This is a genomic window from Pseudarthrobacter sp. J47 (genome assembly GCF_049810315.1).
In the GTDB taxonomy this organism is placed as follows: Bacteria; Actinomycetota; Actinomycetes; order Actinomycetales; family Micrococcaceae; genus Arthrobacter.
In genome coordinates this window covers 2,972,101-2,984,933 of the sequence record NZ_CP187358.1, presented here as the reverse complement: position 1 = coordinate 2,984,933, position 12,833 = coordinate 2,972,101, and the positions used below count along the sequence as shown (strand labels likewise).

Annotated in this window: 15 protein-coding genes; 8 read left to right on the top strand and 7 right to left on the bottom strand. The window is 61.9% G+C overall.

Features of this window, described 5'->3' with window-relative positions:
* Positions 1–6: 6 nt before the first annotated feature.
* Positions 7–876, bottom strand: coding sequence for a carbohydrate ABC transporter permease (locus ACPJW8_RS13635; protein WP_330187491.1), 870 nt, complete (start codon positions 874–876; stop codon positions 7–9).
* A gap of 29 nt (positions 877–905) precedes the next feature.
* A complete protein-coding gene (locus ACPJW8_RS13630; protein WP_330187448.1) occupies positions 906–1,895 on the bottom strand; it encodes a sugar ABC transporter permease in 990 nt (329 codons plus the stop codon).
* A gap of 279 nt (positions 1,896–2,174) precedes the next feature.
* On the opposite strand from ACPJW8_RS13630, the gene ACPJW8_RS13625 reads away from it, so the two are divergent.
* The 8 genes from ACPJW8_RS13625 to truA all read left to right on the top strand — a co-directional run bounded on the left by ACPJW8_RS13625 (position 2,175) and on the right by truA (position 7,364).
* Entirely contained in the window at positions 2,175–3,092 is a 918-nt protein-coding gene (locus ACPJW8_RS13625; RefSeq protein WP_330187449.1) for a P1 family peptidase, read from the top strand.
* Between the two features lie 166 nt (positions 3,093–3,258).
* A complete protein-coding gene (gene infA / locus ACPJW8_RS13620) occupies positions 3,259–3,480 on the top strand; it encodes a translation initiation factor IF-1 (RefSeq protein WP_009358723.1) in 222 nt (73 codons plus the stop codon).
* Positions 3,481–3,550: 70 nt separating this feature from the next.
* Positions 3,551–3,664: a 50S ribosomal protein L36 gene (gene rpmJ, locus ACPJW8_RS13615; RefSeq protein ID WP_009358722.1), complete on the top strand. Its 114-nt coding sequence runs from the start codon at positions 3,551–3,553 to the stop codon at positions 3,662–3,664.
* A gap of 182 nt (positions 3,665–3,846) precedes the next feature.
* Positions 3,847–4,221: a 30S ribosomal protein S13 gene (gene rpsM, locus ACPJW8_RS13610; protein WP_003803743.1), complete on the top strand. Its 375-nt coding sequence runs from the start codon at positions 3,847–3,849 to the stop codon at positions 4,219–4,221.
* A 51-nt stretch (positions 4,222–4,272) separates the two neighbouring features.
* A complete protein-coding gene (gene rpsK / locus ACPJW8_RS13605; protein WP_009358720.1) occupies positions 4,273–4,674 on the top strand; it encodes a 30S ribosomal protein S11 in 402 nt (133 codons plus the stop codon).
* A 135-nt stretch (positions 4,675–4,809) separates the two neighbouring features.
* Positions 4,810–5,820: a DNA-directed RNA polymerase subunit alpha gene (locus tag ACPJW8_RS13600; protein ID WP_330187450.1), complete on the top strand. Its 1,011-nt coding sequence runs from the start codon at positions 4,810–4,812 to the stop codon at positions 5,818–5,820.
* A 66-nt stretch (positions 5,821–5,886) separates the two neighbouring features.
* Positions 5,887–6,441, top strand: coding sequence for a 50S ribosomal protein L17 (gene rplQ, locus ACPJW8_RS13595; protein ID WP_330187451.1), 555 nt, complete (start codon positions 5,887–5,889; stop codon positions 6,439–6,441).
* Positions 6,442–6,473: 32 nt separating this feature from the next.
* Complete coding sequence (gene truA, locus ACPJW8_RS13590) at positions 6,474–7,364, top strand: tRNA pseudouridine(38-40) synthase TruA (protein ID WP_330187452.1); 891 nt, start codon at positions 6,474–6,476, stop codon at positions 7,362–7,364.
* A 155-nt stretch (positions 7,365–7,519) separates the two neighbouring features.
* On the opposite strand, the gene ACPJW8_RS13585 is transcribed toward truA, so the two are convergent.
* Genes ACPJW8_RS13585 through cpaB form a run of 5 tightly spaced genes read right to left on the bottom strand, consistent with a single transcriptional unit; the run spans position 7,520 to position 12,824 of the window.
* Positions 7,520–8,407, bottom strand: coding sequence for a type II secretion system F family protein (locus ACPJW8_RS13585; protein WP_330187453.1), 888 nt, complete (start codon positions 8,405–8,407; stop codon positions 7,520–7,522).
* Positions 8,408–8,420: 13 nt separating this feature from the next.
* Positions 8,421–9,359, bottom strand: a complete 939-nt coding sequence (locus ACPJW8_RS13580) for a type II secretion system F family protein (RefSeq protein WP_330187454.1) — start codon at positions 9,357–9,359, stop codon at positions 8,421–8,423.
* An 11-nt stretch (positions 9,360–9,370) separates the two neighbouring features.
* Positions 9,371–10,852, bottom strand: a complete 1,482-nt coding sequence (locus tag ACPJW8_RS13575; protein ID WP_330187455.1) for a CpaF family protein — start codon at positions 10,850–10,852, stop codon at positions 9,371–9,373.
* On the bottom strand, positions 10,849–12,054 hold the full coding sequence (locus tag ACPJW8_RS13570; protein WP_330187456.1) for an AAA family ATPase: 1,206 nt from the start codon (positions 12,052–12,054) through the stop codon (positions 10,849–10,851). The genes ACPJW8_RS13575 and ACPJW8_RS13570 overlap by 4 nt, the downstream gene beginning before the upstream one ends.
* Positions 12,051–12,824, bottom strand: a complete 774-nt coding sequence (cpaB, locus tag ACPJW8_RS13565; RefSeq protein ID WP_330187457.1) for a Flp pilus assembly protein CpaB — start codon at positions 12,822–12,824, stop codon at positions 12,051–12,053. The genes ACPJW8_RS13570 and cpaB overlap by 4 nt, the downstream gene beginning before the upstream one ends.
* Positions 12,825–12,833 lie beyond the last annotated feature (9 nt).

The window sequence follows — 12,833 nt, the reverse complement described above, 5'->3', positions numbered from 1 at the left end:
GCGACATCAGCCGGTGACGCTGCCCTGGGTCAGCCCCGCCACGATGTAGCGCTGAAGCATGGCGAAGATGACCAGCACCGGCAGGATCACCAGGACCGCGCCGGCCATCATGATGCCCCAGCCTTCGGCGTTGCTCTCGGAGTTCTGCAACAGCGTGAGGCCTACCGGGAGGGTCATGCTTTCCGGCTTGTCCGTGATGATGAGCGGCCAGATGTACTCGTTCCATTCGCTGACCACGGTGACCAGGGCAACGGTGGCGATGGACGGCAGCGATACGGGCGCCACGACCTGCCACAGACGCCGCCAGTGCCCGGCGCCGTCGATCTCTGCCGCCTCGAGCAGGGAGCCCGGAAGGGTCAGGAAGTGTTGGCGCAGGAGGAACGTTCCGAAGGCGGTGCCAAGCCCGGGAAGGATGATGCCCCACAACGTGTTCTTGCCGCCTAAGCCTGCGATCAGGATGTAGTTGGGCAGAATGGAGACCTGCGGCGGGACCATCAGCGCTACCAGGATCAGCACGAAAATGGCGTTCTTGAACGGGAAGCGCACGAAGACCAGTGCATAGGCAGTCAGAATGGCCAGCAGCACCTTGATAGCGGAACCCACCACTGTGACGACGGCGCTGTTCATAAAGAACATGCCGAACGGGACAGTGGTCATGGCCGCCTGGTAATTCGCAGGGTTCAGGCTCTCCGGCAGGACGTTCAGGTCAAGGGTGATGATCTCGCTTGGCTGTTTGAAGGAACTGAGCACCATCCACAGCAGCGGCAGGAACACCACGAGGACCGCGATCATCAGCGGCACATAGCCGCCCACGAGGGTCTGGACCAGATTGGAACGGGAGAAAACGCGCAGGGGCGCGCCGCCGTCGTCGGACACTGTGGAAAGCCCGGCACGTGTAGTGGTGCTCACGAGTAGTGCACCTTCCTCTCCACAAAGCGCAGCTGCAGCACGGTGACCGCAAGCAGGACGACGAACAGGACCACGGAGATCGCGGCCGAATAGCCGGCACGGTTGTAGGCACCGAAGGCCTGCAGGTAGGACTCGTAAATCAGGGTGCTGGTGCCGGTTCCCAGGGGCGTCATGATGCGGATGAGGTCGAACGCCTGAAGCGAGCTGAGCATGGTGGTGATCAACAGGAAGAACGTGGTGGGGGAGAGCAGCGGCAGTGAAATGCTGAGGAACCGGCGGATGTTCGTGGCACCGTCCAGTGCTGCCGCTTCCATCACGTCCCTGGGCAGTGACTGCAGCCCCGCCAGGAACACCACTGCGCAATAGCCCAGGTTTTTCCAGACGTAGACGATGATCACCATGGTGAGGGACAGTTGCGGATTGTTGATCCACTGTGGGCTGGCCATACCCAGCCCGCGCAGGATCCAGGACAGGACGCCATAGCCTGGGTCGAAGATAAACAGCCAGACAAGCCCGACGCCGACTCCTGACAAAACGTAGGGGGCGAACACTGCCGAGCGGGCAAAGGTGGTCCCGCGCACCTTGGAGTTCAGGGCCAGGGCAACCAGCAGGCCCAGGACCATGGACCCGCCGACAGTCGCTACCGTGAAGACCCCGGTGATGCCCAGGACCCGGGCCGCGTCCGCGCTGGTGAAGAACGTGATGTAGTTTTCCAGCCCCACAACAGTGGCGGTAGCGGAGCCCAGGGTCCAGTTCAGTGTGGAGTAGTAGATGTTGTTGACCAGTGGAACGTACGTAAAGACTCCGATCAGCAACAGGTTGGGCAGCGCCAGCGCAAGGAAGACCACAAAGTCGCGCTGTGACCGTTTTGACCAGCGGTTGCGAGGCGGCTGAACCTTGGGTGCTGTTGTGGAACCCGTTGCGGCAACAGGTTCGGGGCTGCTCTGCCGGGCAGGCGCAGGCATGGTGTCGGCATAGTCGGTCATGGGACCCTATCGGGAAAATGCGCCGTGATCCGGCGGGTAGCTGTGTGGGTTTCAGGCGTAACTGAGATCAGCCCACCACATGCCAGGCCATCAAAATCCCGGTTCCGGGGTGTTCGGGAAACTGTTGGCCTAAGTTTCGAACCTTGTTAACTGGGCGTTGGCAGGGGAGCAGCCAAATGTTTCCGCTGAGGCCGCGAACGAGCGCCGGTGGTTGAGTCCCCGATGATCGAGCCTGTCGAGATCCGACCGGTTCAACCACCCACCGGGCACAATGGGTCAATGGGACAAATCACTGATGTGCCGGGAATCAGGGTGGGGCATGTCCAGCGGACAGGCGACGGCTGGCTGACCGGGGTCACGGTTGTGCTTCCGCGACCCGGGACTATCGGCTCGGTGGACGTCCGTGGCGGCGGCCCGGGAACGCACGAGACCGACGCGCTGAATCCCACCACGCTTGTATCCACCGTCGACGCCGTTGTCCTGACCGGCGGGAGCGCGTACGGACTGGCCACCGCGCATGGTGCCCAGCGGTGGTGTGAGGAAAACGGCCGCGGTTTCCCGGTGACCGGGGGTGTGGTGCCCATCGTTCCTGCCGCCGCGATCTTCGACCTTGGCCGGGGTGGTGACTTCAGTGCACGTCCGACGGCGGACATGGGCTACGCGGCAACCGCCGCCGCTGCGGCGCAGGAGGAGGGTCACGACGTCGAACGCGGCCCTGTTGGTGCAGGAACCGGAGCGCTCATAGCCAGGGGCCAATACCGGGGCGGCGTGGGTACTGCTTCGCTGACCCTGGAGAACGGGGTTGTGGTTGGGGCTTTGGCGGTTGTGAATGCGCTGGGGGCGCCGGTGGATCTCGACAGGCTCGATCACCGGGAGGAGGGGGATCTCGACAAGCTCGATCACCAGGGATTGAACACCACCCTTGTTGTGGTTGCTACGGACGCCGTGCTGGATGCGGCCGAGTGCTACAGGACGGCGTCGGCTTCACATGCCGGCCTTGCCCGGGCGTTGAACCCGTCGCACACCCTGGCTGACGGCGATACCGTTTTCTGCCTCGCAACGGGAGAAGTGGCACTTGACCGCAGCGACGAAGCTGCCCGGCAGATCAGCCTCATTACCCTGCAGAGTGCGGCAGCCGACGTCGTACGCCTGGCAATCCTGGACGGGGCACGTGCCTATCCGGGCCCGGTACGTTAGTATTGCCGATTTAACTTTTGCAGTCCCACAGGGTAGTGTTGTTTGTTGGTTGTCTGCCCTGCCACGCCCTTTTGGGTCTTGGAGGCGGCGATCGATCAAACAAAAACGTCCGTGGTCCTCCCTGTGCAATCCGGTGGGCTGCGGCAAACAACAGTTAGCGGAGGGTATGGCCAAGAAGGACGGGGTCATTGAGATCGAGGGCGTTGTGACGGAGGCTCTGCCCAACGCGATGTTTCGCGTTGAGCTGACCAACAAGCACATCGTTCTGGCGCACATCTCAGGAAAGATGCGTCAGCACTACATCAGGATTCTCCCGGAGGACCGCGTAGTGGTGGAGCTCAGCCCGTACGACCTCACCCGTGGTCGTATCGTCTACCGCTACAAGTAAATTGCTGGGCGGCCCAAGCGCAAGCTGAAAGCTGCTCCAGTTGACCAACTGTTACACGCAAAGGAACGCCATGAAGGTCAAGCCGAGCGTCAAGCAGATCTGCGAAAAGTGCAAAGTGATCCGCCGTAATGGCCGGGTCATGGTGATCTGCGAGAACCCGCGCCACAAGCAGCGCCAGGGCTAATTTCCTCCCTGAGGAAACCCTGGGCCGCAACCCACGCAAGTAAATAAAGGCAGCACAAGCTGTACTGGGACATTGAGCAACAAAGAGCCCGGACAGCTAACCCCCGGTCGGAGGCTGGGGCCGCACAGCACGTGCGGGTGTACTGCCTACGACCTCCGGTTTATTCAAGGAGTACTGCCACTATGGCTCGTCTCGCTGGCGTAGACATTCCCCGCGAAAAGCGGTTGGAAATTGCGCTTACTTACATCTACGGCGTGGGCAAGACCCGTGCACACGAAACCCTGGCTGCCACTGGCATCAGCGCTGACGTTCGCGTCAAGGACCTGACTGATGCACAGCTGGTTGAGCTGCGTGACTACATTGAAGGCAACTACAAGGTTGAGGGTGACCTTCGCCGCGAAGTAGCAGCAGATATCCGCCGCAAGGTTGAAATCGGCAGCTACGAAGGCCTGCGCCACCGCAAGGGCCTGCCCGTACGCGGTCAGCGTACGAAGACCAACGCACGTACCCGCAAGGGCCCGAAGCGTACCGTCGCCGGCAAGAAGAAGGCTCGTTAAATCCCCTAGGGATTCAACGGCTTTCCCCCATAACTTTCTGTAGGAGAAAAAATGCCCCCGAAGACTCGTGGCGCGGTTCGCAAGCCGCGTAAGAAGGACAAGAAGAATATCGCGCTGGGCCAGGCGCACATCAAGAGCACGTTCAACAACACCATCGTTTCCATCACGGATCCGACCGGTGCTGTTATCTCCTGGGCTTCCTCAGGTGAGGTTGGCTTCAAGGGTTCGCGTAAGTCCACCCCGTTCGCTGCCCAGATGGCTGCCGAAGCCGCTGCCAAGCGTGCGCAGGAGCACGGCATGCGCAAGGTCGACGTATTCGTCAAGGGACCGGGCTCCGGCCGCGAAACCGCGATCCGTTCGCTGCAGGCCGCTGGCCTCGAGGTTGGCTCCATCCAGGACGTCACCCCCGCAGCCCACAACGGCTGCCGCCCCCCGAAGCGCCGCCGCGTCTAAGTAACTTCAGCGTTGGAGGAGTTTGCCCGGACCATCACTGGTCCGGGCAGACCCTCCGGCGCTAAAGGCAACAGACTCGATTTTCCACCACCTGTGTTGCGTCATATAGCGGATGCTCGCCGAAAGGAAACCTAAGTGCTCATTGCACAGCGCCCCACCCTCTCCGAAGAGGTAGTCTCCGAAAACCGTTCGCGTTTCATCATTGAACCGCTGGAACCGGGCTTCGGCTACACCCTCGGAAACTCCCTCCGCCGTACCCTGCTCTCCTCCATCCCCGGTGCCGCTGTAACCAGCATCCGGATCGATGGCGTGCTGCACGAGTTCACCACGGTTCCGGGTGTCAAGGAAGATGTCACCGAGATCATCCTGAACATCAAGAGCCTGTCGGTTTCCTCCGAGCACGATGAGCCGGTTGTTGCTTACCTGCGCAAGCAGGGACCCGGAGTCGTCACCGCCGCGGACATCGCTCCTCCGGCCGGCGTCGAATTCCACAACCCGGATCTGCACATTGCCACGCTGAACTCGAAGGGCAAGTTCGAACTCGAACTGACCATCGAGCGCGGCCGCGGCTACGTTTCAGCAGCTCAGAACAAGTCCGGCGACTCGGAGATCGGCCGCATTCCGGTTGACTCCATCTACTCGCCGGTGCTGAAGGTTACTTTCCGCGTGGAAGCAACCCGTGTTGAGCAGCGCACCGACTTCGACAAGCTGATTGTCGACGTCGAGACCAAGCAGGCCATCGCCCCGCGCGATGCCGTTGCTTCCGCAGGCACCACCCTGGTGGAACTGTTCGGTCTGGCCCGCGAGCTGAACACCGCAGCTGAAGGTATCGAGATCGGTCCGTCGCCGACTGACGCTGCCCTGGCAGCTGACATGGCTCTGCCGATCGAGGATCTGGACCTCACCGTCCGTTCCTACAACTGCCTCAAGCGTGAGGGCATCCACACCGTGGGTGAACTCGTTGCCCGCTCCGAGGCTGACCTGATGGACATCCGCAACTTTGGTGCGAAGTCCATTGACGAGGTCAAGGCAAAGCTGGTTGAACTGGGCCTGTCCCTCAAGGACTCGCCTCCCGGTTTTGACCTCGCAGCGCGTGCCGCAGCAATTGAAGAGGACGACGCCGCTTACAGCGACGACGAGCTCTAACAAGCAGATCTTGGCCGTCAGGTCCAGCGATGGACCTGACCGGCTTACATAACAGGAGAAACAATTATGCCTACCCCCACTAAGGGTCCGCGTCTCGGTGGCGGCCCGGCTCACGAGCGTCTGATGCTCGCGAACCTGGCAGCTGCACTGTTCGAGCACAAGCGGATCACCACCACGGTGACCAAGGCCAAGCGCCTGAAGCCGTACGCAGAGCGCCTGGTTACCTTCGCCAAGCGTGGCGACCTCGCTTCCCGCCGCCGCGTTCTCGGCCTGATCAGCAACAAGGGCGTTGTCCACGAGCTGTTCACCGACATCGCGCAGGCTGTGGAGAACCGCGACGGCGGCTACACCCGCATCACCAAGATCGGCAACCGTAAGGGCGACAACGCTCCCATGGCTGTCATCGAGCTGGTTCTCGAGCCGCTTTCCGCCAAGCAGGCTGTTGTAGCCGAGGCTTCCAAGGCTGCTGAGAAGGCTGCTCCGGCCGCCGAAGAAGAAGCTCCCGAGGCCGAGGTTGTAGAGACCGAAGCTGCTGAGGCTCCCGAAGCCGCTACCGAAGAGGCTCCGGCCGCTGAGGAAGCTGCTGAAGAGGCTCCGGCCGAGGAGAAGGAAGCGAAGTAATTCGCTGATTTTCTTCGCATAGACTTAAGTCTATGAACGAACAAAAACCCGCGGCCCCCGTTTTAGGGGGCGGCGGGTTTTTGCGTATCCGGCTGGATTTGGCGTACGACGGCGGCCCCTTCAGCGGGTGGGCGGTGCAGCCGGATCGGCGTACAGTCCAGGGAACGCTGGAGAGTGCGCTGGAGCTTTTGGTCAGGCGCCAGGTCCGTGTCACAGTCGCCGGCCGCACCGATGCCGGCGTTCACGCGCGCGGTCAGGTGGTGCACCTGGACCTAACGGAAGCCGAGTGGCTGGGACTGAACAGGGGAGCGGAGCTGGATCCCGCCGTCGCGCTCCTACGCCGGTTGCGGGGCGCTCTGAGCCGTATCCTCGGCGACCTTACCGGCGCGATCGAAGTCCATAGCGTGACCTTGGCGCCTCCCGGGTTTGACGCGCGGTTCTCGGCCCTGTGGCGCCGCTACAGCTACCGCATAGCGGACGGCCCGGCCCTCTGGGACCCGCTGGGCCGTTACTCCACCATGTGGCACAAGAACCAGCTGGACGTGGACCTGTTGAACGAAGGCGCCGCCCAGCTCCTGGGCCTGCAGAACTTCCTGGCCTTCTGCAAGCCCCGCGAAGGTTCCACCACCATCCGGGAACTGCAGCGCTTCGAGTTTGCCCGCGGTGAGGACGGCATCATTGTTGCTACCGTCCAGGCGGATGCGTTCTGCCACAACATGGTGCGGGCGCTCATCGGCTCTGCCCTGTACGTGGGGGAAGGCGCAGTGCCGCCGGGCTGGCTGCATGAGCGGCTGATTGCCAGGAAGCGGGACGCGAAGTCAGTTCTTGCGCCGCCGCATCCCCTGGTGTTTGAGGAAGTGGCATACCCGTCCGACGACGAACTCCTGGCGCGTGCCGAGCTCACCAGGGCGCTGCGGGAGTAGCCACGCCTCGCTGGTCGAGCCCGTCGAGACCGCTCCGGTGGTCGAGCTTGTCGAGACCCCTGATCGCGACCCAAACGCAGCGGACCCCCTCGGTTCTGGGTGCCGAGGGGGTCCTGTCTGTGAGGCGCCGATGGGCGCGGGCTGGGAGGCAGCGGCTATCGATTCATCCGTTCGAACGTGTCGATGATGTTCAGGACCGTCGGCCCCAGCAACACAATGAACAGGGTGGGCAGGATAAAGAAGATCAGTGGGAAGAGCATTTTTACGGGCATCTTCATGGCGTGTTCCTCGGCCCGCTGTTTGCGTTTGATCCGCATGTCCTTGGCCTGGGTTTTGAGTACGTTGGCTATGGCGATTCCGTAGATGTCCGCTTGGACAACCGCGCGCACGAATGTCCGGACGTCGGGAACATCCACGCGCTGGGCCAATGCCAGGTAGGCATCCTTTCGGCTGCGTCCCACCTGGATATCCTGCAGCGTCCTGATGAGTTCATCCGCCAGCGGTCCGCCGTTGAATTCGCCAACCCGGCTCATTGCCGCTTCGAACCCCAGGCCGGCCTGTACGGAAATGAGCATTTGGTCCAGGGCGTTGGGAAGTTCCAGCCGAATTGCTTCACGGCGCTTCTGTGCCCTGTTCCGAATCAGCAGGTCCGGCAGAAAGTAGGAGAGAAGCGCGAGACCCAGGCAGAGCAGCAGGCGTCCGCCCGAAGGGGCTGCCATATAGACGAGGAAAGCAAGCACGGATCCAGCGAAGCCAAGGAGCGGTTTGGCCATGATGACTTTCTGCAGCGGCCATTGTCGCGGCCGTCCCGCTCCGGCCAGCTGCTTGTCCAGCCAGGCGACGTAGCCTTTAGGTGTCAGCCTGCCCGAGAGATGAGCGAACTGCTCGCCCCGGCTGGTGGCTTTTTCAGCGGCACTTGCCTTATTGCCCAGGTTCGCCTGGATCCTGCGGAATCCCGCCCTGTCCCCGGATAGACCGAGCCAGACCATGGCGGAAATCGGGACCACGATGGCCAGGACTGCGGCATACGCGAGAGGTTGCATGTTCGCGGCCTCCCTAGAACTTCGGCTTAATAAGGCGGCTTAGCCGCAGCCCGCCGAGGGACAGAAGTACCAGGGCCACGGCTATCATCAGGAAGCCGGGAACTGTGGAGGTAAAGACCCTTGCATACAGGGGGTTAATGAAAATCAGGACGGCGAACATCACCACAGGCAGGGCCATCAGTACCATTGCGGACATTCGGCCTTCGGCACTGAGGGCACGGACCTGTCCCCTGATCTGGTTTCGGTCACGAATGGTGTCGCCCACGTGATCCAGCACCTCGGCGAGGTCGCCACCGACTTCCCTGTGGATCTCAATGGCACGTGCTATCCACAGGAAATCTTCGCTCGCGGTGCGCTGCGCGACATCCGATAATGACGCGCCCAGATCCCGGCCTATCCGCGTTTCATTAACAACCCGGGCAAGTTCCTCAGACATCGGGGCGTCGTTTTCCTGCGCCGCGGCGTCGATCGCCCTGAGCAGGCTGTGCCCCACCCGGATTCCGCCGGCGAGCATCTGCAGCGTGTCAGGCACCTGCTCGTCAAAGCGCCGTCTGCGGCGGCCCACCAACAAACGCAGGAGCACCAGCAAGCCGACCGGTGTGACCAGAAGCAGCAGCGTGGCCAATCCAATTCCGCCAACCAGGTAGCCAAGGACTGCGGCCACCAGGGTTGCCGCGCCACCAGTCAACAAGTAGTCCCCGGGTTGCCTCTTGAGCCCGGCTTCGTCCAGGACATGCTGGTTCAGGATGCTGAAATCACCCTTGCGCAGACCCCGATTGAGCACGGATACCGACTGGTTTGTCAGCCGCGTCAACGCAGACTGCTGATCCATGGCCCCAGGCCTACGGCGGCTCAACGGGACGCCACCGCCAGGTTTCAGAACCACCAGGAACACGATGAGGACAGCCGCATAGACGAGGAACAAGCCTGCGACGAAAAGGCCTGCCGGCATGTCGCCCATCCTCACCGCCCCCTGGCCACTGGTTGCGCCCCGAATATCTGGGGGGAAACGTGGATGCCCAGTTCGGCGAACTTATCCGTGAACCGTGGCCGGACGCCGGTGGGGATTGGCCGCCCGCGGAACCGTCCCTGGGCATCAACTCCAGCTGAATAATCGAAGACAAAGGCATCCTGGAGGGTCACAACGTCGCCTTCCATTCCCTGGACCTCGGTGACGTGCGTGACGCGGCGTGTGCCATCCCGCAGGCGGGACAGATGGACGATGAGGTTAACGGCGGATGCCACCTGTTCACGCACGGCCCTGAGCGGAATGTCCATCCCGGCCATCAGCACCAGCGTCTCAAGCCTGGCAATTGCGTCCCGGGGCGAATTCGCGTGTACCGTGGACAGCGAACCGTCATGTCCGGTGTTCATGGCCTGGAGCATGTCCAGGCTTTCACCTCCGCGGACTTCACCAACCACAATCCGGTCCGGCCTCATTCGCAGTGAGTTGCGGACCAGATCGCGGATAGCAATTTCACCCTTGCCTTCGATGTTCGCCGGCCTGCTCTCGAGCCTCACCACGTGCTCCTGCTGCAGCTGCAGCTCAACCGCATCCTCGATGGTAATAATCCGGTCCGTGGCAGGAATGAATGAGGACAGGGCATTGAGCAAGGTGGTTTTGCCCGTGCCCGTGCCACCCGAAACGATGATGTTCAACCTGGCGTGAACGCACGCGTGGAGCAATTCAGCCATCTCTGGGGTGAGGCTGCCGAAGGCAATGAGTTTTTGGACGGTGAGGGCCTCCCGTCCGAACTTACGGATTGTCAGGGCCGGTCCGTTGACGGCCAGCGGGGGAATGATGGCGTTGACGCGGGATCCGTCTGCAAGCCGGGCGTCCACCAGGGGAGACGATTCATCAATCCGCCGTCCGATGCGGGACACGATGCGTTCAATCACCCGGCGCAATGCTTCGTCGGAGCCGAACCGCACTTCCGTCCTGAACAGCTGCCCGTCGCGCTCCACATACACCTGGTCGAAGCGGTTGACCATAACTTCGGTGATAGTGGGATCGTCCAGGAACCGCTGAATGGGGCCGTGGCCCAGCACGTCGTCGGAGACTTCCCTGATAAGGCGTTGCCGCTCACTGGATGTGAGCGGCACCTGTTCTTCGTCGACCACAATTTTTAGTTCATCCATCACGAACTTGTGAAGCTCCGCCTCCTCCAGGGAGGAGTCGGTGATACGTGAACCGAGGCGCTCGTAAAGGGCCTGGCTGGCACGTTCCTTCAAGGACGACAGTGCCTCGCTTGCAACAGCAGCGGTTTCGGGCACCGCCGCAACATGCACAGCAGCCGCATTTTCGAGCGTCATGGCGTCGTGGAGTGTGCCAAGTGTTGCCGGGACAGGAGGTGCACTGAACGGTGCCGGGGCCGCTGCCTGAAACGTCTCTTGTTGGTCAGGCTGCAGGCCTCGGGCTTTTTCGAGCCTGCGGGAGAGGTTCATTGGAGCACCGCCCTGCGGTGCAGCCGCTTGTGCGGGCGCAGTTCCCAGCCGGGTTTGAACCGGTCTACAAGCTGCCTCAACCCCCGTGCAGCCGGATCATGGCTTCCGTCCTGAAGCACGGGAATGCCCTTGTTGGTGGAGAACGGCAGGGCCCGCGAACGTGGAAGCACCACGTCCACAGGTGCGCCGATTGTGGCTTCCACGTCTGTGAGCGTCAGTCCACTCCGCCTGTCCGCCATGTTCAGGACCACATGGCGCCGGGGTGGGAGAAGGTCCAGTTCGGAGAGGATCTCAATACCGGTTCTGAGTCCCCGGATGCTGGGGACGTCCATTCCACAGATCCATACCGCATCCGTGGCCAGCTCCAGAGTTGCCAGCACATGTTCGCCCAGGCCCGGTGCGGTGTCCACCACCACAAACTGGAACTCCTGCTGGAGTTGTTTGAGCAGGTGCTTAACCTGTTCAGCGGAAATGCGATCCATCTCTACTGGATTCCTCGGTGCACACAGAGTGTAGATGTTTGTCGGATGCACGCTCAGGTACGTCTTGAGCACCATGGAATCCTGGCTTGCCGCCCCCACCACGGCGTCAGTTATTGTGTGCTGCGGTTCGATCATCAAGCCGCTGGCCACATCGCCGAACTGCAGGTCCAGGTCCACCAGGACCACGCTCATTGGGTAGCTCTGCCCAAGGCCCACTGCCAGGTTCGTCGCTACCGTGGTTTTCCCCACGCCGCCTTTTGGTGAAAGAACGGCAACGATCCGTCCGCCCTGCCGGTGTTCGGATTCCTCGGACGCGCTGGGAGCAAGGCCACGCCGTCGTCCGGCCGCAGCGAGGCTCGCCCGCTCCAACAGCACCTTGATCGTGTCCGCGTCGGCCTCCGCGCTGATGAGGTCCCGGATCCCCGCACGCATCGCCTGAAGAACCAGTTCGGGTGTCTGGTCCTCCACGAGGACTACGCTGATTTCCGGATACTGGAGATCCAGGATTGCCGAAAATTTCACGGCGTCTTCCGGTGGAAGCCCAGGGCCAAGGAGGAACACTTCCGGCGGCTCGCCCACAAGCTGGCCCAGCACGTCACCCGGGGTGTTGGGCAGGTAGTCGGCGTTAAAGTGGTGGAGGGAACCGGACATTCCCGCAGCGGCCTGCCGTGCCCGCTGCTCAAATGCCACGTCCGGGGTAATGATGACAAAGCGGCTCATTTGAATACCCTGCTTCCATTGACCACTCCGGTGTTGTCCTCGGCTGCCTCTGCCGGCTCTTTGGAGAGGTAAACGCGCCCATATTCAACGGCGTAAATGATCTTCTCCGCGTCCACGGAATTCCGGGCCAGGGTGATGAGGTACGTGTCATCACTCTTGACCTGGCCGGCCGGTGTATTGCCGGATGTGGAGGAACCTGATTCGGCGGCCGCTCCATCGCTGAACTGCGCAGCCGTCACCAGGACTTTGTGGAACGTCAATTGGGTGGCACTGGACTTGGTTTCATTTGCTCCGGTCTCCGGGTTGGTGGTGGTCTCGTCCAACGAGATAAAAACCCCAGCTGTGTCACCGGCCGAAATTTTTCCGCCTGCAACCCGCTCGATCGGCAAACGTAGGGTGAACTCCTGCATGCCTGCCGGCACGGCTACCCTGGACGGACCCAGGTAGGCTCCGGCGTCGATCATTCTGCTTGAGATCAATTGTTCACCGGGGACAAGGTCCACAGTGGTCACCTGGTTCTCCAGCGGTGCGAGATCCGATACTGCGCCAGGAGCGAGCGCAATCTTCGGGATTGCCTTCCGCACCAACGATTCCCGGAGCTCGCTGGCGGTGCTTCCCGCGGGAACGGGTTTATCTACAACGTAGACGGATTCCGTCTCCGTGTTGGCCATGGCCCGGTTGTCTGCGTTTTGGATATACGTGAAGAGTAAGACTGTGCCGACAATTGCCACCAGCAATGCGGCTACGCCTCCCAGCAGGCGAGTTTTCACTGTTTCCCC

Coding starts and splice junctions, on each gene's coding strand:
- rpmJ (WP_009358722.1), top strand. CDS start 3,551: ATGAAGGTCAAGCCGAGCGTCAAGCAGATCTGCGAAAAGTGCAAAGTG.
- ACPJW8_RS13630 (WP_330187448.1), bottom strand. CDS start 1,895: ATGACCGACTATGCCGACACCATGCCTGCGCCTGCCCGGCAGAGCAGC.
- infA (WP_009358723.1), top strand. CDS start 3,259: ATGGCCAAGAAGGACGGGGTCATTGAGATCGAGGGCGTTGTGACGGAG.
- ACPJW8_RS13570 (WP_330187456.1), bottom strand. CDS start 12,054: ATGAGCCGCTTTGTCATCATTACCCCGGACGTGGCATTTGAGCAGCGG.
- ACPJW8_RS13580 (WP_330187454.1), bottom strand. CDS start 9,359: ATGCCGGCAGGCCTTTTCGTCGCAGGCTTGTTCCTCGTCTATGCGGCT.
- ACPJW8_RS13585 (WP_330187453.1), bottom strand. CDS start 8,407: ATGCAACCTCTCGCGTATGCCGCAGTCCTGGCCATCGTGGTCCCGATT.
- ACPJW8_RS13625 (WP_330187449.1), top strand. CDS start 2,175: ATGGGACAAATCACTGATGTGCCGGGAATCAGGGTGGGGCATGTCCAG.
- rpsK (WP_009358720.1), top strand. CDS start 4,273: ATGCCCCCGAAGACTCGTGGCGCGGTTCGCAAGCCGCGTAAGAAGGAC.
- rpsM (WP_003803743.1), top strand. CDS start 3,847: ATGGCTCGTCTCGCTGGCGTAGACATTCCCCGCGAAAAGCGGTTGGAA.
- truA (WP_330187452.1), top strand. CDS start 6,474: ATGAACGAACAAAAACCCGCGGCCCCCGTTTTAGGGGGCGGCGGGTTT.
- rplQ (WP_330187451.1), top strand. CDS start 5,887: ATGCCTACCCCCACTAAGGGTCCGCGTCTCGGTGGCGGCCCGGCTCAC.
- ACPJW8_RS13575 (WP_330187455.1), bottom strand. CDS start 10,852: ATGAACCTCTCCCGCAGGCTCGAAAAAGCCCGAGGCCTGCAGCCTGAC.